The organism is Paenibacillus sp. FA6, assembly GCF_051550225.1.
Taxonomy (GTDB): Bacteria; Bacillota; Bacilli; order Paenibacillales; family Paenibacillaceae; genus Paenibacillus_AQ.
Genome location: NZ_CP188820.1, coordinates 4137009 through 4159064, shown reverse-complemented (window position 1 = coordinate 4159064; position 22056 = coordinate 4137009). Strand labels below are relative to the sequence as shown.

At 41.3% G+C, this 22056-nt stretch carries 16 protein-coding genes; 13 read left to right on the top strand and 3 right to left on the bottom strand.

Annotated features, from left to right (window positions below):
- Positions 1-85: 85 nt before the first annotated feature.
- The 6 genes from ACP8HI_RS19130 (at position 86) to ACP8HI_RS19105 (ending at position 9841) form a co-directional block, all read left to right on the top strand.
- Positions 86-1657 (top strand): response regulator transcription factor, encoded by a 1572-nt coding sequence (locus ACP8HI_RS19130; RefSeq protein WP_438347765.1) that lies wholly within the window; start codon positions 86-88, stop codon positions 1655-1657.
- A 5-nt stretch (positions 1658-1662) separates the two neighbouring features.
- Positions 1663-3438, top strand: a complete 1776-nt coding sequence (locus tag ACP8HI_RS19125) for a cache domain-containing sensor histidine kinase (protein ID WP_438347764.1) — start codon at positions 1663-1665, stop codon at positions 3436-3438.
- A gap of 187 nt (positions 3439-3625) precedes the next feature.
- Positions 3626-4921 (top strand): ABC transporter substrate-binding protein, encoded by a 1296-nt coding sequence (locus tag ACP8HI_RS19120; RefSeq protein ID WP_438347763.1) that lies wholly within the window; start codon positions 3626-3628, stop codon positions 4919-4921.
- 134 nt (positions 4922-5055) lie between these two features.
- A complete protein-coding gene (locus ACP8HI_RS19115; protein ID WP_438347762.1) occupies positions 5056-5952 on the top strand; it encodes a carbohydrate ABC transporter permease in 897 nt (298 codons plus the stop codon).
- Positions 5945-6769 (top strand): carbohydrate ABC transporter permease, encoded by an 825-nt coding sequence (locus ACP8HI_RS19110; protein WP_438347761.1) that lies wholly within the window; start codon positions 5945-5947, stop codon positions 6767-6769. The genes ACP8HI_RS19115 and ACP8HI_RS19110 overlap by 8 nt, the downstream gene beginning before the upstream one ends.
- A 33-nt stretch (positions 6770-6802) precedes the next feature.
- Complete coding sequence (locus tag ACP8HI_RS19105) at positions 6803-9841, top strand: glycoside hydrolase family 2 TIM barrel-domain containing protein (RefSeq protein WP_438347760.1); 3039 nt, start codon at positions 6803-6805, stop codon at positions 9839-9841.
- 56 nt (positions 9842-9897) lie between these two features.
- Here the strand turns inward: ACP8HI_RS19105 and ACP8HI_RS19100 are convergent, their stop codons facing one another.
- Positions 9898-10530 carry a DedA family protein gene (locus tag ACP8HI_RS19100; protein ID WP_438347759.1) on the bottom strand — a complete coding sequence of 211 codons (633 nt, stop codon included), beginning with the start codon at positions 10528-10530 and terminating at the stop codon, positions 9898-9900.
- Between the two features lie 256 nt (positions 10531-10786).
- Here ACP8HI_RS19100 and ACP8HI_RS19095 point away from each other — a divergent pair, with 256 nt between their 5' ends.
- Together ACP8HI_RS19095 and ACP8HI_RS19090 are read left to right on the top strand one after the other, a co-directional pair.
- Positions 10787-12736, top strand: a complete 1950-nt coding sequence (locus ACP8HI_RS19095; RefSeq protein WP_438351901.1) for an ATP-dependent DNA helicase — start codon at positions 10787-10789, stop codon at positions 12734-12736.
- A gap of 232 nt (positions 12737-12968) precedes the next feature.
- Positions 12969-13103: a hypothetical protein gene (locus ACP8HI_RS19090; protein WP_438347758.1), complete on the top strand. Its 135-nt coding sequence runs from the start codon at positions 12969-12971 to the stop codon at positions 13101-13103.
- A gap of 81 nt (positions 13104-13184) precedes the next feature.
- Here ACP8HI_RS19090 and ACP8HI_RS19085 read toward each other — a convergent pair whose 3' ends face one another.
- On the bottom strand, positions 13185-13523 hold the full coding sequence (locus tag ACP8HI_RS19085; RefSeq protein ID WP_438347757.1) for a DUF4190 domain-containing protein: 339 nt from the start codon (positions 13521-13523) through the stop codon (positions 13185-13187).
- Between the two features lie 212 nt (positions 13524-13735).
- On the opposite strand from ACP8HI_RS19085, the gene ACP8HI_RS19080 reads away from it, so the two are divergent.
- Positions 13736-16357, top strand: coding sequence for a PAS domain S-box protein (locus ACP8HI_RS19080; protein ID WP_438347756.1), 2622 nt, complete (start codon positions 13736-13738; stop codon positions 16355-16357).
- A 47-nt stretch (positions 16358-16404) separates the two neighbouring features.
- On the top strand, positions 16405-17172 hold the full coding sequence (locus ACP8HI_RS19075) for an HAD family hydrolase (protein ID WP_438347755.1): 768 nt from the start codon (positions 16405-16407) through the stop codon (positions 17170-17172).
- Between the two features lie 443 nt (positions 17173-17615).
- Here ACP8HI_RS19075 and ACP8HI_RS19070 read toward each other — a convergent pair whose 3' ends face one another.
- Entirely contained in the window at positions 17616-18647 is a 1032-nt protein-coding gene (locus tag ACP8HI_RS19070; RefSeq protein WP_438347754.1) for a LacI family DNA-binding transcriptional regulator, read from the bottom strand.
- Between the two features lie 371 nt (positions 18648-19018).
- Between ACP8HI_RS19070 and ACP8HI_RS19065 the strand changes: the two genes are divergently transcribed.
- The 3 genes from ACP8HI_RS19065 to ACP8HI_RS19055 are packed head-to-tail and all read left to right on the top strand — an operon-like array spanning position 19019 to position 22047.
- Positions 19019-20332, top strand: a complete 1314-nt coding sequence (locus ACP8HI_RS19065) for an ABC transporter substrate-binding protein (protein WP_438347753.1) — start codon at positions 19019-19021, stop codon at positions 20330-20332.
- Between the two features lie 13 nt (positions 20333-20345).
- Complete coding sequence (locus tag ACP8HI_RS19060; protein WP_438347752.1) at positions 20346-21221, top strand: carbohydrate ABC transporter permease; 876 nt, start codon at positions 20346-20348, stop codon at positions 21219-21221.
- Positions 21208-22047: a carbohydrate ABC transporter permease gene (locus tag ACP8HI_RS19055; protein WP_438347751.1), complete on the top strand. Its 840-nt coding sequence runs from the start codon at positions 21208-21210 to the stop codon at positions 22045-22047. The genes ACP8HI_RS19060 and ACP8HI_RS19055 overlap by 14 nt, the downstream gene beginning before the upstream one ends.
- The last annotated feature ends 9 nt before the right edge of the window (positions 22048-22056 follow it).

Genomic DNA, 22056 nt, shown 5'->3' with positions numbered 1-22056 from the left:
GGATCATGCAGAAGCGATCGGAAGGACAACCCGTCATCGTAGAGGTCAACTTGCACGACTGTTTACCAATATAGGGGGGATATGTTTGAGTGATCTGTGTAAAGTGCTGATTGTAGATGATGAATATTTGGTCAGACAGGGAATCAAGCATCTTTTGAACTGGGAAGAAGAGGGGTTTCAAATGGTTGGCGAAGCCGGTAATGGCAGAGAAGCACTTGATATGGTGTCCGTATTAAGACCCCACATCGTAATTACCGATATTGTTATGCCTGTGATGGATGGAGAGGAATTCGCTCGTCAGTTGAAGGCGACATACCCTGAAATTGAAATTATTGTACTTAGTAGTTTCAGTGAATTCGAGTATGTGAAGTCAACTTTTCAGAGTGGTGTTGCTGACTATATATTGAAGCCTACACTTGAAACAGAAGGGCTTCTTCATGTTCTAAGAGCAACGGCAGATAAAATACCATCATTAAAGGGTAGGGGAGAAACTCTTAAGAGCTTCATTCCTACTGTGGATCATATTATGGATAAGCTTATTGCGGGCTATGAGACGGATGTAGATGTAAGCAGTATTCGCGATACATTTCCATATGGTGAATTCTGCTTGCTAGGGTGTCGCTTGGATTACCTATTTAATAAGGATCAGAATGAGATTTCTTCTTATAAGTCCAGTCTGGCAACTGAAATATCACGTTACTTATCATCAGATCAAGTGAGTTATCATATGATCCAGATGGAACCTACGTTATTCGTAGCACTGCTGAATTTTAGGGATACAGAATGGGAGCATGTTATTGATTTACTGAGAACAATGTCCACTGCATTAGGAGAAAAAGTGCCGGAATGTTGTTGGGTTGTAGGAGATAGGTTTCACCATTTGGATCAGTTGGGGAACGAGTACCGTGAATCATTCTTGAAGCAGCTAGATTATGCCTTTTATTTCCCCGATCGAACGATCATTATAGCAAGTGAGCTTCCTGTAGTTCCAAAGATAGATGTGAAGTTTAATTTGAATCATCTCACCGATGAATTGAAGCGCAAACATACGGATACAGCCTTCGAATATTTACAGAATCATGTAGGGATGCTAGCGGGCCAGTATAAGAATGACGTATTCGAATTCAAGTCATTTCTGAGTAATATTATCTTTGTCATCATAACGCTCCTAGATAGTTACGAGATAGATACAGTATTGTTGAATGAGGAGAAATACACATATTTCAGAAAAATGGATGAAGCGAAAGTTGTAAGTGATGCTGTTTCTTTATTGCAGTCTTTTCTAGATAAAGTGCGACAAATGATTGCATCCATGGATAATAAGGACAGTATTCGGGTACAGCAACTACTGGATTATATGCACGAACACTATGCAGAACAACTCACATTGGCAGAGTTGTCCGGGCATTTTCATTTCAATACATCGTATTTATCCAGTTATTTCTCAGCTCATACGAAGGAAGGCTTCAGTGAATATTTAAATAAGATTAGAATTGAGAAAGCGACTGAACTGTTAAATGATGTTAGCATCATGATCTCTGATATTAGTGCTCGAGTAGGGTATTCAGACCATAGTTATTTTTGCAAAGTGTTCAAGAAATTTACGGGGGATGCTCCAAGTGCCTACCGCAGAAAATATAAGAAGCAAGAGAAGTGAAACTTATGAGAACTATAATGGAAAAGATTAGAACCTGGAAACTATTCACCAAAATGTTCATGATCATGGTAGTCAGTATTATCGCTGTCTCAGTAGCTATATCATGGACGATCATTCATATGTCGACAGATTTGTTTATGCAAACATTCAGTATTACGAATACGAAGGTGATCAATCAGATTAAGACGGGATTCGAATCGTATCATGATTCCGTCGTAACTGTCGTAAGCAATGCGAATCAGAGTGGCGCGCTGAAGAACTTCCTGACGGAAGGGGAAACAGATTCACTGAGCACAGCGAAGTCATATTATAAGATGGCGGAGCAGGTGAAGAAACTCCAGTCCAATTTGGACGCTTATGATGTAGGAATCACGATTGCGGGAGTGAACGGTCGAGTATACTCAACCGATCGCTCTTATTTGTCGATGAATGAGAAGGAATTGAAGCAACATCCGCTCACTCTTAATAGTTATAAAGAGCCGAAGCGTCTAATGTATCAAGATTATAAACAACGGATTGGAAATGATGGTAAGCAAGAACCTGTGATTGTTGCAACAAAGGCATTATTAGATCGATCTACAGGTTATATTTATGGAACGATATATATCGCTATGAAGGAGAGGGATTTCGGCCAGGCATTCGAGACTTTCACGAGTTATGGTAATGACGTGTTTATTCTTAATCAAGATGGCGTTATTGTCTCCAGTAATCGACAGGACCGAATCGGTCAACGGAGCGAAGAACTTCTGGATTACGCAGTGCGATTGGATAAGGAGTCTGTAGATTATTTGAATGGAAGTGTGTTAGATAAGGATAGTATCGTGTTAACAGAGTATCTCCCCACGTATGATTTCTATATTGTGAATACGATTGATAAGGAAATCGCCCTTGGGCAAATGATTGATGTCAAGACATTAACCTTTATTTGTATCGTTATTGTTGCTATAGCATTACTGATCGTATTTCTTATTACTAGACAAATAAGTAAATCACTAACGACTCTCGTTCTTCAAATGTCCAACGTGACGCATTACGAATTCAGAAATCATATTACTGTGAGCGGGAGCTATGAAATAAGGGAACTCGGTCAGGCTTTTAATTATATGCTCGATGAGCTTCAAGTTTATGTGGACAAGCTTATGGAAACGCAAAAAGGGCAGAGGAATGCAGAGCTGGCAGCATTACAAAGACAGATTAACCCGCATTTTCTGTACAATACGCTAGCATCAGTCAAAACACTGGTACAGCAAGGTAGTAAAGAGAAGGCGACTGAAACGATTCATTCGTTAATATCTGTATTACAAAACACGATCAGCAATGTTAGTGAAACCATTACGGTAGAGCAAGAACTTGAAATATTGAAGCATTACGTATTTATAAATCATGCTCGTTATGGCGATCGGATCAAGGTGAGCTATTTCATTGCCCCCGAATGTATGGATTACCATGTTCCGAAGTTGATTGTTCAGCCATTCATAGAGAATGCCTTTTTCCATGCTTTTAACGTGAAAAGTAGCGGCTACATTCATGTTTTAGTGTCAAATGACAAACGGGATCTCTGCTGTGAGGTCGTTGATAGTGGCGATGGGATCGCAGGAATTTCTTCTGAGAATGCCTTATTACATTCAAAGAGAAGTCGTCAGTTATTCAGTGGCATAGGGATCAAAAATGTACATGACCGCATCGGACTTTTATATGGAGACGAATATGGAGTCAGCATTCTGAGCAAACTAGGCGAAGGAACAAGAGTAAAAATAAAGTTACCTTTGATCAAAATGTGAAAATAGTACTATAAACTAAATAAAGTACAAATTAGTGAAGTAAGCGATTACAATAAGGCGAAAATATGACAAATGATCATAAAGATTGTACTAACGATCATTTGCTGAGAAAAGTTAAGATAGTTTCATAGGAAGCAAACGCTTTCAGTAATCGTTTTCCAAAAAAAATTCAACGGGGGTTGATGGAATGAAGAAGTTATTTGCGGTTCTTCTTGTAAGCGTAATGATGTTGAGTGCGTGCTCGCCAAAATCCAATGAAACGAACAAGAATGGTGGCGAAGCAGCAGGGAAAAGTAATGAAATAACGGTCTGGGCATGGGATCCAGCCTTTAACATCGCCGCACTTGAAGCCGCGAAGGAAGTATACAGTTCTACCAATCCTGATGTGAAAGTGAATGTTATAGAATATGCACAAAATGATATTATTCAGAAAATGAATACGGGGCTAAACTCTGGTACCACTACTGGACTTCCAAATATCGTTCTGATTGAGGACTATCGTGCTCAGAGTTTCCTTAGTGCTTACCCGGATGCCTTTCATGAATTGACGGGGAAAATAAAACCAGAAGACTTCGCTGATTATAAGCTAGGACCTACAAGTCTGAATGGTAAGCAATATGGTGTTCCTTTTGACTCTGGTGCAACAGGAACTTATTACAGAACAGACTATTTAGAGCAAGCAGGGTATAAGGCTGACGATATGAAGAACCTGAATTGGGATCAATTCATTGAGATTGGTAAAGAAGTTAAAGCTAAAACAGGTAACAAAATGATCACACTGGATCCTAACGATCTAGGAATTATCCGTTCGATGATTCAGTCCGCAGGATCTTGGTATTTGGCTGAAGATGGAACGACACCAGATATTGCTACGAATGCAGCGTTGAAGGAATCCTTCGTGATTTATAAAAAGATGATGGAAGCTGACATTGTAAACATCCACTCTGATTGGAGTCAATTTATTGCAGCTCTAAATAAGGGGACCATCGCGTCGGTTCCAACAGGAAACTGGATTACACCTTCCATTAAGCAAGAAGCTTCACAATCAGGTAAATGGGCGGTAGCTCCATTCCCAACACTTCCAGGTAATAAGGATTCTGTTAATGCCTCTAACCTTGGAGGTAGCTCGTGGTACGTTATGAATGTTCCGGGAGCAGAAACGGCGACAGATTTCCTTGCTACAACATTTGGCAGTAACGTTGAAATGTATCAAAAGCTCCTTAAAGATATCGGCGTTGTAAGTACGTTTAAAGCAGCGGCCACTGGGGATGCCTATGCAAAGCCAGATGAATTCTTCTCAGGGCAACCGATTTACGCAGATTTCGCCGCTTGGACAGAACAAATTCCGAACGTTAATTATGGTATGCACACGTATGCGATTGAAGATATCCTGATTGTAGAAATGCAAAATTATTTGAACGGTAAGGATATTGATAGTGCCCTTAAGGACGCTCAGAGCCAAGCAGATACACAAATTAGATAATGAAATGATGACAGGTTAAACCCAGAGCCTTGAGGTCTGAACGGCTCCGTCTCCTAAATGAAAGAATGGAGGGGATCGGAACAGCCTCAAGGTTTTTATTTCGATATCACATACGAGAGAGGAGTGGGACGTGTATGAAGCAAGCAAAGTCACCATTGAGCTTAGACAGAAGAAATGGCATCACGGGTTGGTCATTTATTCTGATTTCCGTTGTTATGATCAGTACCTTTTATTTCTACCCCATGCTTCAATCGCTCATATTGTCTTTCAAAACAGGTACAGGAGCTAACTTAACGTTCACAGGATTTGATAACTATATTCGACTATTTAGTGATCGGACTTTTATTACAGCCGTCAAGAATACATTTATTTATTTGCTTATCCAAGTGCCTGTGATGATCATTTTGGCAATGATGATTTCAGTTCTTTTAAATGATAGTAAGTTGAAGTTCAGAGGTTTCTTCCGCACAGCGATATTCCTTCCCTGTGTAACATCATTAGTTGCCTACTCGATCATATTCAAATATTTATTTGCAGGTGATGGGCTAGTGAACTCGTTACTCTTGAATATCCATTTGATTAGTCAGCCGATTCAGTGGATCACGGATCCATTCTGGGCGAAGGTGACGATCATTATAGCGATTACTTGGCGCTGGACAGGATACAATATGATCTTCTATTTATCCTCCTTGCAGAACATTGATAATTCCATTTATGAAGCAGCGAGAATAGATGGAGCCAATTCGATTCAACAATTTTTCAAAATTACAGTTCCACTGATGAAGCCCATTATATTGTTCACTTCCATCACATCAACGATTGGTACGCTTCAATTGTTTGATGAAATTGTGAATATTACGAAGGGTGGACCGGGGAATGCAACGATGAGTATTTCCCACTACATTTATAATTTATCCTTCAAATACACGGCGGACTTTGGCTATGCCGCAACTGTATCATATTCCATCGTGATTATGATTATTGTGTTAGCCTTCATTCAGTTTAAGGTGGCAGGTGATAAGAATGGCTAAATTAAAAAGGGTTCTTGTGTATCTATTTCTGAGCATCATTTCTTTCGTCTCGATATTTCCATTTCTATGGATGATTATTAGCTCAACGAATCCATCGGTGGAAGTTACCAAGGGTAGACTCCTTCCCGGGAATTACTTTATGGAAAATTTGAGGAAGCTTATGGACTCAACGGAACTGTTGCAGGCTTTGTATAACTCGGCCGTTATTGCTATCGTGACTACGGTATTAGCATTGGTCATCGCTTCGCTCGCAGGATATGGATTTGAAATATTCAGAAGTAAGACGAGGGATGTCGTGTTCAATATTCTGCTACTCTCTATGATGATTCCATTTGCTGCGCTGATGGTACCATTGTATCGCTTCTTTGCAAATGTATCGCGTTTCGCACCGATGATGGGGATTAATAGCGTGTCTGCGGTTATTCTGCCTACAGTAACGACAGCGTTCCTTATCTTCTTCTTCCGTCAAAGCACGAAGATGTTCCCAAGGGATATGCTTGAGGCAGGTAGAATCGATGGTCTGTCCGAAATTGGGATTTTCTTTAAAATATTTATGCCAACGATGAAAACAACATATGCCGCTGCAGGTATTATTACATTCATGTCCAGTTGGAATAATTACTTGTGGCCGTTAATTGTATTACAGACACCAGAGAAGAAGACGATGCCACTTCTGATCTCGACTCTTGGAGCAGGTTACGCCCCGGATTATGGTGTTATTATGACATCGATTGTGATTGCGACGCTTCCAACGGCGTTAGTATTCTTCCTGTTGCAGAAGCATTTCGTAGCGGGTATGACAGGTTCTGTGAAATAAAATAAACGTATACATCAGAGAGGGGAATTTTTGATGTCATTAAGTGAAAAGTTACCTAACTTAGAATGGTTAACCGACTTAAATACTTATGCTGTAAATCGATTGGCTCCACATTCGGACCATCGATATTATGAAACGATGGAGGAGGCAGAAGCCTTAGGATCGATGCCTCTTCGTTATTCATTAAATGGGGAATGGAAATTCAGTTACACTACACAGCCTGACAGTCGCCCGCAGAATTTCTATCAACTAGATTATAATGATGCGGGCTGGAATCACATCGATGTCCCAGGACATATTCAGCTTCAAGGATACGGGATACCACAGTATGCGAATACGATGTATCCGTGGGACGGTGTTGAAGAATTACGTCCCCCACAAATTCCGCAGAACAGTAATACGGTTGGGAGCTATGTGAAGTATTTTTCAGTTCCCGATCAAATGAAAGACAGACCTGTGATGGTATCATTTCAAGGTGTGGAATCCGCCTTTTATGTGTGGGTCAACGGACATTTTGTCGGCTATAGCGAAGATAGTTTTACCCCGTCAGAATTCGATATCACCCCTTGGTTAGTTGAAGGTGAGAATAAGCTTGCGGTAGAAGTGTATCAGCGTAGTACAGGGAGTTGGCTAGAGGATCAGGATTTCTGGAGATTCTCGGGTATATTCAGAGAGGTATATCTATATACGGTGCCGGATGCTCATGTCCGAGATCTATTTGTTCATACGGGGTTGGAACAGAATTATACCCAAGGGACGTTATCCGTAGAACTTGGTTTTCTTGGTGAGGTGGAAGCATCATTAGAACTAGAATTGAGAGATGCGGATGGAGAACAGATTGTACTTGCTCACTCCACAGTTCAGGGGAGTACGCTTAAACTATCTTTGGATGCCGGGCAAGTTCAGCTATGGAGTGCGGAGAAGCCCTATTTATACACGCTATTTATCCGTGTCTTCGATTCTTCAGGTAGTCTGGTGGAAGTCGTTCCGCAGCGGGTAGGCTTTCGTGTATTTGAGCTTATTGATAAAGTGATGTGTCTGAACGGCAAGCGAATTGCATTTAAGGGCGTCAATCGCCATGAATTTAATGCTAGACGGGGTAGAGCGATCACGCAAGAAGATATGCTGTGGGATATTCGTACATTGAAGCAATATAATATGAATGCTGTACGTACATCCCATTATCCGAATCAGACGGATTGGTATGAATTATGCGACGAATACGGTATTTATGTTATAGATGAAATGAATCTAGAGACACATGGGTCATGGCAGAAGTTAGGCGCAATCGAACCATCATGGGTCATTCCAGGAGATCTGACGGAGTGGCAAGGAATCGTTCTTGATCGTGCTAAGTCCATGGTGGAAAGAGATAAGAATCATCCTTCCATCCTGATCTGGTCCTGTGGTAATGAATCGTATGGTGGCGAAGTGATCTACAATGTCTCTCAATACTTTAGGGAGAGAGATCCTGGCAGATTGGTTCATTATGAAGGGGTATTCAATGATCGTCGTTTCAATGATACGAGTGATATGGAGAGTCGCATGTATGCGAAGCCAGCTGACATTGAGGCGTATTTACTTGATGATCCGCAGAAGCCATTCATAAGTTGCGAGTACATGCATGCGATGGGGAATTCACTTGGAGGCATGCACAAGTATACAGAACTTGAAAGAAAGTATCCGTTGTACCAAGGTGGATTCATCTGGGATTACATCGATCAGGCATTGTTTAAAAAGGATCGCTATGGCAAGGAGTTCCTCGCCTACGGTGGAGACTTCGGGGATCGCCCGACGGATTATAACTTTTGCACGGATGGTATTGTGTATGCTGATCGGACCCTTTCGCCGAAAATGCAAGAGGTCAAGGCATTATATCAGAACTTTAGATTACAACCTGAACTTGAAGGTGTAACGATTGTAAATGAGAGCTTATTCCAGAATGCGAATGATTATAGATTGGAATATAGTCTGAATTATGAGGGAATCGAACTTTATCGCGGAACTATGGAAGTGGATGTAGCCCCACAATCCGAGGAATATGTAGCGCTACCCTATCTTGCAAATTTCGTAGATACAGCGGGTGAATACTACATCAATACGGCACTTGTATTGAAGGAAGATATGGCTTGGGCATCGGATGGATATGAGATTGCATGCGGGCAGACGATATTCCAGCATGGATCGGCAGACAATCAGCAAGAGGCAACAACGGGTAAGCTAAAAGTTATTCATGGCGATGTGAATATTGGTGTCAAAGGAACGGATTTCAATATGCTGTTCTCCAGAGCTCAAGGTAGTCTTGTCTCACTTGTATATTCAGGAAGAGAAATGATCTCTCGTCCTCCGTATCCGCAATATTGGCGTGCGATGACGGATAATGATCGAGGTACAAGCATGGGATACACGCATAGTGGATGGTATGCAGCAAGTCTTATGCCAAGATGTGTCAACGTGGAGACGATCGAGGAAGATCATAGTGTGTTCATAACGTTCACTTACGCAGTTAGTATAAGTGATGATGTGAAAGTTACTGTGATTTACAAGGTAACTCCAGATGGAGCATTGCGAGTGAAGACACGTTATCAAGGTACAGAAGGATTACCAACTTTACCGATCTTTGCTCTTTCTTTCAAAATCCCTACGGATTACAGTCATCTAGATTGGTATGCCATGGGACCAGACGAGAACTATATCGATCGCGTTCATGGAGCTAAGCTTGGGGTATTCCATAATGAGGTATCCGACAACGTATCAGGCTATGTGAAGCCCCAAGAGTCAGGAAACCGCACCGGTGTTAGAAGAGTGAGTATTACAGATGATCTCGGTCATGGTATCCGTATTGATGCAGACGTGCCCGTGGAATGTAATATTTCTCCCTATACAGCATTTGAGCTGGAGCATGCAGCGCATCACTATGAGTTACCACCAGTCTATTACACCGTAGTAACGGTAGCTGGGAGACAGATGGGTGTTGGTGGAGATGATAGCTGGGGTGCTCCGGTCCATGATGAATATTTGATCCCATCTGATGGAGAACTGGAGTTTGAATTTGTGATTAAGGGATTGTAGGCTAAAAAATAACGATGCGCTATCTGGCTTAATCAGCCGGATAGCGCATCGTTATTTTAAGGATTCAATTTTTGAGAAGGGTTACTTCTTTTTCTACTACGAATCCAAAAGAATAGTGCCACAACAATAGCAAAAGCGATGATTGTATAAGCAATATTGGAGTATACATCCATAAACGCGACGAATTTCCCCCAATTATTACCGACAGCGGCGCCCACTAAGACAAGAATGATATTCCATATTAAAGTACCAAACGTAGTATACAGCAGGAAGAGCCCGAATTTCATTTTTGCCATCCCTGCAGGGATGGAGATAAGACTACGGATCAGCGGGATCATTCGACAAAAGAACACGGTCCAGTAACCGTAGCGCTCGAACCAAGCGTCAGCTTTTCGAAGATCCTCTTTCTTCACGCGAAGGAATCGTCCCCAACGATCGATGATCATTTCCAGCCTGTCTACATTGATCAGATAACCCAATCCATATAAAATGACTGCGCCGATAATGGATCCAACCGTTGCCACCACTATGACGCCTGTAACTGTTAAATTCGTATAGGTGGTCATAAATCCACCGAAAGTAAGAATAACTTCTGAAGGAATTGGAGGGAATATATTTTCCAATGTGATAAGTAAAAAGATACCCCAATAACCAAATGCCTCCATAATACTTGTAATCCAATTCTCCAATTTTCATATCCTCCAAATAAATGATTATACCGATGAATACAGGGTGGATTCTATTTCTCTAATGTAAATAGTATAACTGAAAAATCTGCCCATATACAACAAGGGGAAGCCCTAGGGAGCATCTCCAACGATGACAGTGAGGATGGCATGTTGAATGAATTGTATTTATTTAATATGCGTGATATAATAAAACGTTAGCTCATACTATGTAGTTTGGGCATTATTGTGATACGAATTGATGGAGGTAAACAATATAGTGGAGCGTTATCCTTTTGTGCATGATCCTTCCAAGCCTTTTATTCAGCAAGTAGGCGATTGGGTGGCAGACGTATTCTATGAACTATTACCAACAGCGGGCTTCGAAGTACGCGATGAGCAGATATATATGGCGTTTCAGTTAGAACGTGCTTTTTTGGAGAAGAAAGCGATTTTTGCAGAGGCAGGAGTAGGGACTGGGAAGACATTGGTCTATTTGTTATATGCTATTTGTTATGCCCGATATACACGGAAGCCGGCTATTATTGCTTGTGCGGACGAGTCACTAATTGAGCAGTTAGTAAAGCCCGAAGGAGATATTGCCAAGCTGGCACAACATCTTAGCTTAGCGATTGATGCGCGGTTAGGGAAATCCCCAGACCAATATCTGTGTCTTGTGAAGCTAGATGAAGCGAGATTCAAGGACGAGCAGGGGGCACAATGGGAGGATTTGTACGAGAATCTACCTGATTTTGTTCATAACCCCCAACCGATGCAAAAATTCTATGCCTATGGTGATCGGAAGAACTATCCGCATCTGAACGACGAACAATGGCACAAGATTAACTGGGATACATTTCAGGATTGCTTCACTTGTGATATAAGGCATCGTTGTGGACAAACACTTTCTAGAGAATACTACCGTCATTCGTCAGATTTAATCATCTGTTCTCATGATTATTATATGGAGCATGTATGGACATTCGAGGGAAGAAAACGTGAGGGACAGCTTCCGCTATTACCAGATCATTGTGCGGTTGTATTTGATGAAGGACATTTGCTAGAGTCGGCTGCGATGAAGGCACTTGGATATAAGATGAAGCATGTCGTATTCGAAGAGATAATCACCCGCTTGTTAGAGGGGCAAATACGTGAGGCTCTTGCCGTGCTTATAGATGAAGCGACTGATCAATCGGAAATCATGTTTCAATTGTTAGAACAGCGTAGTGAGAGCATCCCTGGTTCTGATCGTAAGCAGATTCATCTGAATGATGAATTGCTGAAGGCGGTTCATCGTTTCCGGAGTATCCTGACTGCGATTGAAGAAGAACTTGTGTTTGAAAGCGAGCTATACACCTTAGATGACTATCAATTGCGGATTGTTGAGGAACATATCGAAATGTTACAGAAGGCCTTACGTCTTTTTGAGAATTCTGAGGCTTTGATCTGTTGGGTGACAGATAGCGAAGATGGACTGACGTTGTCAATTATGCCGAAGAACGTCAAGGAAGTGTTACAGGAACGGGTATTTAGTGTGAATATGCCGATTGTGTTCTCATCCGCTACATTATCGGTTGATGGATCATTTCAATATGTTGCGGATAGTCTAGGGCTGGAACATTACTTATCCTTCTCAGTGAATTCTCCGTATGATTATCCGAATCAGATGCAAGCCTTCGCGCCGAAGTTAGCGCATGGAGGGACTTTTTCTGAGAAAATGGAGATGGCAATTCAACTGCTGGAGCGCACGAAGGGGAAAGCCCTTATCCTGTTCCGGACGCAGGAGGAAGTACAACAGTTCAAACAACAGATTATGCTAGATAAGAGATGTGCGGACATGCCATTTTACTATGAAGGCGATCAGGAGATTAGTTATCTTATCTCGGCTTTTCAAAGTAATGAAGCAAGCGTCCTATGTGCGGTTAGTCTGTGGGAGGGACTTGATGTACCTGGTCCAGCTTTATCCAATGTGATTATATGGTCACTCCCATTTCCTCCTAATGATCCGGTGTTTATGGCGAAGCGAAATGCATCAACGGCTCCATTTGAAGAAGTGGATCTGCCTCATATGTTGCTACGTCTAAGACAAGGTATGGGACGGCTAATTCGATCCCGTGGAGACCACGGTATTATTGCTATTCTATGTGAAGAATTACAGCAGAAAGCTTCCGTACGGGAGCGTGTTCTATCCGTAATGCCAGAAGGTGTTGTGCTACAAGAGACATTATAGATAATAAAGTCATTTGAACGAAGGACCCTCCAAAGACCTTAATCCATCAGAAGTGATGGATTAAGGTCTTTGTGCTAGACCTAAGTATACATAAAACCGTATTTTTAAGTGCGCGAAAGATACTCCAACTCATGAAGGGAGATAGATGAGGATGGAATAGTTACAGAAATGGTACTTAATTAGAAGAAAAGGTAGGGGGAGAGGGAAATTGTTGTAAAAAGGACAGTTAAAAATGGCGATAACGCTGAAAAGTGGAGTTTCCAGTAAATTAGATGTACTCTATGCAACTAAAGTTAGCTTCAGAGAGATTTGGTTGAAATTAGTTGTACTTATTGCACCTAATAGTGATTGGTGGGAGGGAAGGTGATTATTAGTGATGGTGTTGGTATTGCAGCTCATACCTGCTAACGATACAAAGTATCGCTAGCAATGGAAGCATAAACCTTTACTAATAATAATTCAAAGAATTAGTAGCATCGGAGTAAAATACAAAGACAAGGATTAGAAGTACAATAATAATAGCGTAAAGCGCAGTACCCACAATTCCGCATACAAGACCAGCTACCGCCATGCCACGTCCTTCTTCATTTTTGTATTTAAGCTCTTTAAAGGAAAGGCTTGCGAAGATAATAGCTATGATTCCTATAAGGAAACCAATGTATGGAAGGGCAATAGATAATATGCCAAGCACGAGTGCGGTGATGGATTTGCCGTTTGTTTTGACAGGTGGCATCGGTGGTGGATAATTATTATAAGGTCCTTGTATGTCATTGGAAAATTGACTCATATGATGAATCCCCCTCTTATTGTATTTATAACAGGTCTAAGTATACCTGTGTATACCCATAATTACCACGATTTTCTTATAAAGAGGAAACGATCGACAATTACAATTTTTATGAATGTATAGCGAGTGAGATATATATGAAATATGTCGCTTTTTGGTGGAAATATGATTACTATATATATGATCCTATTAATGTCATTGGGGGAATTAGTATGCATACAAACCAATCAGATCAGAACTCTTTATTCGAACAAATGTTTGTTAATGTTCCAACAGGGATTGCAGTAGTGTCAGAGGATGGCCATTGGATTAAAGTGAATTCAAGCTGGTGTGAATTGGTCGGATATTCTATGGAAGAATTAATGTTGTTAGATTTGAAAGAGTTACTGTTCCAGGATGACTGGGAAACACAAGTGGAGAAGCTTCTGAATGGGGTAACCTTATCACACCGCATGGAGAGACGCCATCTCCATAAGAATGGTAGTGTAGTTTGGCTCTCTATTCAACTATCTATATTGAAAGATGAATCTAATCAAGAAGTAACGTGTTATCTGATATATATCACTGATATTTCTAAGACGAAAGAGGTCGAACAACATCTTCTTCAGACTGAAATATTCCTTCAATTAGTTTCTGAGAATACTCAGGATGTTATTTGCTACATTAGACCAGACGGACATTGCTTATATTGTTCTCCTTCTGTTCAAGAGATACTAGGCTACTCTCTAGAGGACATTATGGAGAAGGGTGTAATAGGCTTAATATATACTCAGGATTTGGAACAGTTGAATCCGGAAACGTTGTCGAATAACGACATTCGGGAAATTAGAATTCGTCATCGTAATGGTAAATATCATTGGTTTGAAGTCACATTTAAGTTAAGCCCTAACGAGAATGGAATCTTGAATATACTGACAGTAGGAAGAGATATAACACAACGAAAGAATGCGGATCGTATTATATTGGAATCGCAACGCATTGCTCTAATTGGGTCATGGGAGTGGGATATTGAGAATGAAAGAATGACGTTATCGGAACTGTTGGTGGATATGTATTTTGGCAATGCCAAGGAAGTCATACGTCAATCGTTGGATCTTTATGAACTTGTACAAGAAACTGAGCAGGAACAATTTAAAGTGAGCATTGCAGAAATGTTGCGAGAAGGAAGCGAACTAAGTTTCGAGTCCCGGAACGAATTAATCGATGGAGGGTTTCGATACTTACATATAAGAGGGATCGTTGTATGGGATGAAGATGGACATCCTGTCAGTATGAATGGTACGGTTCAGGATATTACAGATCGGAAAAAAAATGAGTTGAAGCTTCAAGAGACAGTTGAACGATTCACATCCCTTAAGAAATATAACTATGATGCCGTGATTTCAATTGAGCTGGATGGAATGATCATTAGCTCCAATGCTAGATCTGAAGAGCTTACGGGGTATGGTATGAATGAAATGGCAGGACTGTATATATCTGAACTTATAGGGAATGATCATATGCAGAGTATGCTTACCTATTCGATAAGTGATGTGATGATCGAGAACAAGATTGATCATATCGTACATAAGCTAGGGCATCGAGTGGATGTATTGGCGACGATTGCACCTATTATTATAAATGGAGATAATGTGGGGTTCTATATCCTAATCAAGGATATGACGGATCATAAGAGGATACTGATCGAGAAAGAAACCGCGGAAAGTATGAACAAAGCTAAAAGTGAATTTCTAACCATCATGAGTCATGAAATTCGCACTCCCATGAATGGGGTAATTGGTATGGCCGAGCTATTATTAGAGACGACCCAACTTGATGCTCAGCAGAAGGAATATTTAGAGATCATGCGTAAGAGTGGCGATAGTCTTTTAGGGATTATTAATGATATTTTGGATTTCTCCAAAATTGAATCTGGAAAGATTATATTGCAGGAAAAGCCTGTAGATGTGAAAGCGTGTGTTGCAGATACACTAGATCTGCTGTCGGCTATCGCTGAGGAGAAGGGGCTTCAGATTAGGTCCTATGTTCAACCGAACGTGCCAAAGTCATGTATTGGAGATTCGGAGCGACTGAAGCAGGTGTTAATCAATTTGATTGGAAATGCTGTGAAGTTTACATTTTCAGGTGAAATATCTGTTACCGTAGAACGGATATCTCGAAACGACCATGATGTAGAGCTTAAATTTGTTATTAAGGACACAGGAATTGGCATTCCACAGGATAAGGTGGAGAGCTTATTTGAACCGTTTAGCCAAGTTGATCATATCATGAGAGGTAAATATGAAGGATCAGGGCTAGGTCTGTCGATAAGTAAAAGATTAGTAGAATTGATGGGCGGAACGCTTGGTCTAGAAGTTAGCAGTGGAGCGGGTACTACATTTGTATTCACTGTTCATTTAAAAGAAGGTCATGATTCCATGGGAATCCCGGTTAGCCATTCACCTGGAGATGAACATCCTAAGGAACAATCCTCTCTAAGGATTTTAATTGCAGAAGATAATGAAATCAATCAGCTTGTATTGAAAAAAATGCTCGAAAAGCAAGGGCATATGACCAAGATTGTGAGTAACGGGTATGAAGTGATTCAGGCGTTGGCCTATGAACGTTACGATATTATATTTATGGATGTACAAATGCCTGAGATGAATGGATATGAAGTTACTGCGATTATTAAAGGGACAATATCAGCTGAGTTATGTCCGATTATTATTGCTGTCACTGCCAATGCCTTGAAGGGTGATCGCGAGAAGTGCCTGGATGTAGGAATGGATAATTATATAAGTAAACCTATTAAGATTAAAGCCTTAAAGGAAATGATTGAGAACTACTACTAACTTTGCTGAAGAGTATTGTTGATCGTGGATTGAGAGGGGTTTCATATATGACGATACTAACAGTTCATGGACAGAGTCAAGAGGTCGATGCCATTCTTTTCGATAAGGATGGTACGCTGCTGGATTTCATGTCCTTATGGGGACAATGGGCTGAATTTATGACTACACAAATCATGGAGAGGATTCATAGTCTTGGTGTAGTAGCAATAGAGGGATTGGCGTCGAAGATGCTCGGATTGATGCTTGATGCAGATGGAAAAGCGACTTCATACGATATACAGGGGCCGTTGTCCATGGGTTCAGTCTCTGAAACGGAGGGCGCACTCGCTTGGCAACTATATAACGCTGGCCTTCCGTGGAATGAATCGATTCAGCTTATTCGGCAATTTGCTGTGTCTGCTAGTGAGGAGTTGGAGAGGGAACGACCAGTTCTACCCCTTCCAGGGTTGATAGACTTCCTAGGACAATGTAGGGAATATGAACTGCCGTTAGCTGTCGTAACTGCTGATCATGCAGCAGAAGCGTGTAAGCATCTGACTTGGATGGGCGTGGAGGGACACTTCGAGCATATCATTGGAAGTGATATGGTAACTGAAGGCAAGCCTTCACCGGAAATGGTTCAGTTAGCTTGTGTTCGACTTAATGTATTGCCTGAGCGGGTGGCGATGGTCGGCGATACTGCGGGAGACATGCAAGCAGCTAAAGCGGCGGGTGTGGGACTGATTATTGGAATAGGATCATCCGGGACTTTACAGCATGCGGATGTGATGATTTCTTCCTACGATGAAATGATGTTGATAGTTCCTTCGTTGTAATCAAAGAGATGAAATCATCTGTTCGCGTAGTTGGAACAATAACTAAATGGACTTGAATAAAATACGAAGGGGGTGTTCCATAGCGATTATTAAGGGCTTATGGGAAACCCTCTTTTTTGGAATATAAGAAAGTATAAGTTTTTGGATTCCCCTAAGGTCAACTCTTTATGAATTTACAGACACCATACAATTAGTTAAAATCACTTGAAAACAATTGAAATATGAATAAGATGACAACGTTAGCACATAAGACATTCTTCGTCCTCATTGTGTTCCATCGCTACTGTGCTAAGCGCCGAAATATCCCCAAGTAAACCCTAGGCTTCAGGTATTCTCTACAGCTGGCCAAAGGCACTTGAAAAAGTCGTAGAATGTAACCGCGCTAGGAAGATCGTCAAAAGCGATGAGGACTATCAGCAAGATATTTGGTCTAATTAGTTATCTCAAGACGGTACAGGACCGGTAGAAGACCGAACCAGTAGATTTGTAGGCAGAAGAAGCTCTGTGAACGGATATTCCTGATGTTCAGGATGTTCCATCCTCCAGAATAATTGCTCGACGGCTTTGCGACCATAGAGCTTCAAATTCACATCCATCGTGGTGATTGGAGGCGTAGAGACCTGAGATAGATATCCATTATCGAAGCTGATGATAGATATATCTTCCGGTACCCGGTATCCTTGTTTTTGAAGAGTAGAATTCAGAAGGAATCCGAGTCCATCATTGACGCAAAACCATGCGGTAGGCATGTTGTGCTCCAGCGACTTGATGTTATCCAAAATAGAGTCGGCCTCTTCAATCGCATTCTTAATAACCCATGATTCGTGGATCTCCAATCCGAAGTCGCTCATTGCGAGCACATAACCTTCCCACCGTTCGTAGTAGCTCGGTGAAATGGAGGTGTTAGTCATGATCCCGATTCTCCGGTGTCCCAATTCTATCAAGTAACGAACCGCCTCATAAGCGCTGAATCGGTTATTCGTTAAAATACAGTCCGCATGGATGAATGGATGGTGATGATCAATCAGCACCATCGGCTTACCGGTATGTGTAATGGCATTAATGAAATCCGTTGTAATGTGAGACAGCACGAGTACACCGTCAACGGAATTGTCCTGAAGGAAAGAGGGCAGAATTAGATGTTCTTCCGCCTGCATACTGATGGGCTGGATCAGCAGATTACTGCCCCGCTTCACAGTCTCACGTTCGATACTTAAATAAATTTCTCCGAAGAAACTTTTCATGGAAAACGCAAAATCCGAAGCAATCAGCGCGATGGTACCGGGCCGTCTGGATTCGGGCAGCCGCCGTTTACGGCTCTGAGAATATATATACCCCATTTGATGAGCCGTCTCCAGAATAAGCTTTCGTGTGTCCTCACTTACCCCGTCTTTTCCTGATAATGCCTGCGATACGGAATTTTTAGAAATATTTAGCCGTTCAGCAATATCCTGCATCGTTACTTTATCTTTCATATGTACACCCTCTATTGTTATTTTCCTATATTATACGTTTTATGAAAATAGAGAAACTCGTCTATTTCTAAAGATCATTAGACGATGCATGTAAATAATGATCCATGATAATAATACCCTAGAAGCGATATCCTCAATTTGAGGGATCACAATAAATTGTAACGTTACAAGAAGCACAAGTAAAGCACATTTGTTAAAAACAAAATTTATCAATGGAACTTGACATTATGTTTGTAATGTTAAATAATGAAGTTACAATAGCGCTTACAAATATCGAGTAATTACAAATTGTAACGTTACAATACAGGATGATATTACTTATGTAATATTATTTTTTAACTAGACAACGAATAAGGAGGCTTATATTCATTATGAAAAGAAAAATGTGCGGGCTTCTTGCCCTTGTTATGGTTTTCACCATTCTTGCGGCTTGCGGCTCCAAAAAGGAAAATGCAACCACGACAGCAGACGGAGTGACGACCATCGAGTTCTGGGCTGCGAATAATCCAACACAACAAGCTTATTGGGGGGGAATGGCTGATGCCTATGAACAGACAAATTCCAAAGTGAAAATTAATGTCAGTGTCATTAAAGAATCTCCAACCTCAGAGTCCTTCATTCAATCTGCCATTGCAGGTGGAAGTGGACCTACGATTTCTGAGAATATCAACCGTGGTTTTGCAGCACAGTTAGCAAACAGCCAAGCGCTTGTACCACTGGATACGTTGACTGGGTTTAGTGATATCATCACCACACGGAATATGGAGAAAACGATGGAACCTTGGGAGTTTGCCGATGGTCATCAGTATGTACTGCCAATCTACTCCAATGCGATGCTATTCGGCTGGCGTCTCGACCTTCTCAAAGAACTTGGATATAATGAACCGCCGAAAACATATAGCCAAGCTCTCGAGGTAAACAAAAAGCTGAAGGCTAAATACCCGGACAAATATTTTTGGGCTAAAGCCGCCTTGGCAGACCCTACATCTCATCAAAGATGGTTCGATTTCTTCATGCTTTATAATGCTGCATCGGGTGGCAATAAATTTATTGAAGGGGACAAGTTTGTAGCTGATGATACGGCTGGTATTGAAACACTTCAGTTTGTCGATGACTTACGTAAAGATAATGGTGTTCTTGCCCAAACCGTATCTGATCCGTTCGAAACGGGAACCGGCATGTTTATTGATCTGGGACCTTGGACCTTTACGAACTGGGCAGAGAGATTCCCAGAATTGAAATATAACGAAAACTATACTCTTTCGATGCCTCTCGTACCGGATGACATAGATCCGAAAGACTCTAAGACGTTTGCCGATACGAAAGGCTTGGTTATTTACGCTTCTGCTACGAAGGAACAACAACAAGCTGCGATTGATTTTGTTAAATGGGTATATTCCGATCCTAAAAATGATGCGCAATGGTTCGATGAAACAATGCTACCACCAGCTCGTGATGACTTGACTACTAACGATGCTTTTAAAGCGATTTTGGATGAAAATCCGCAACTGATACCCTATGCGGAAAATGTATCGAATGCAATACCTTCAATAGATAGTCCAAAGTATAACGAGTTGCAAACATTTATCGGAACAGAAGCTTGGAACAAAGTAGTTCGAGGTGAAATTGATCCTGCTACTGGATGGGCAAACATGAAGAAAGTGATTGAAGAAGAACTTCAATAAAGGGGACTTCTAAATGAAAGAAAATAATAACCGGTTGGGTTGGCTATTTGCCAGCCCCTACCTTATTTATTCTGCTGTATTTTTTCTTATCCCGTTAGTTTGGTCTTTTTATTTATCATTTACAAACTGGGATCTGATCTCCCCAACATATGATTATGTTGGTTTTGACAATTTCATAAAAGCGTTAAAATCTGCGGGTGTTCATGCTGCATTTTGGAATTCATATAAATTTATGATGATCTTCATTCCACTAGTAGTCGCAATGTCACTGGCGGTTGCTTTACTTGTTCATAGTCTGCCGAAGTTCAAAAGCTTTTTCCTAGTAGGATTTTTTCTACCGTATGTATCATCGGGTGTCGTTACTTCTTTAATTGTCAAAGGTCTTCTGTCTTTCAACAGCCCGTTGAATACCTTTTTACGAAAGATCGGAATTAATATAGATTGGCTCGGAACATCATGGTCGGCTCTTCTTATTGTTGGCTTGATAATGGCTTGGAAATTTACCGGGTACTACGCCTTGATCTTGACGTCAGGCCTGCAGAATATAGAGCAAGAAGTTTATGAAGCAGCAGCGATCGATGGAGTTACTGGAAGCCAACGTTTCTGGAAAATTACGCTGCCACTTCTTTATCCATCACTGTATACGACCCTGATCTTGGCCTTTGGGGTTACATTCGGTATTTTCACCGAGGTGTATCAATTAACTGGCGGTGGACCGAATTACGCGACAAACACATGGCAAATGGAAATTTTCAGCCAAGCGTTTAAAAACCTACAGGCAGGATATGCATCCGCTGTCGCTTTGATCGCTGCTTTAGCCACCTTTATTTCAATCTATATCATTAGAAAACTGCTTGAAAAGTGGGGTGCTCGAAATGGTTGGGAATAAACGAAAAGGCAATTCCAAATTGATTCTGCGCTACATCATAGCAGGAGTTTTTCTTTTGATCATGGTGTACCCTTATTTGTACATGGTACTCAATTCCTTTGCAGATTGGAGTCAGGTGGATCGTAAATTGATTCCTAATTCGTATTCACTAAAATCCTACACATGGTTGTTTTCCGGAGGAGAAACCGGGATGGCACGACCGTGGATGGGGGCATTTCTCAACAGCGTTATTATTTCATTAGCATCCACCGCGCTTATGATGATGTTTGGTATTATGGTCGCTTATGCCCTTTCCAAGCTTAAATGGCGTGGCCGGGATACAATCAATAACTTTCTTCTTTTCCATATGTTTTTTCCAGCGATCATTTTGCTCATTCCGAGCTTTCTGATTATCCAGAAGATTGGATGGTATGACACGTATTGGGCGCTGATTATACCGAAGGGTGTCAGCCTGTGGGCAATCTTTATGTACACCAATTTCTTTAAAGCTGTACCGAACGCATTTATTGAGGCAGCAAGACTGGATGGGGCCAGCGATTTTAAAATTCTGTACAAAATTATGTTGCCGATGTCCAAGGCTATTACCACCGTCATTTTCTTGTTTCTGTTGATGGAACGTTGGACGGAGCTGCTGTGGGATATGATTATGGTGCGGAGCGATAGCATGCTGACGCTAAACGTACTCCTCTCGCAGATGTTTGGTCCTTACGCCACTTATCCGGGACCGCTGTATGCCGGATCTGTACTGTTGTCGCTACCGATTATTATTGTCTTTATTATTTTCGGAAAGAACCTCCAAAAAGGAATGCAGGTCAGCTTGAAGTAGGGCTGCACG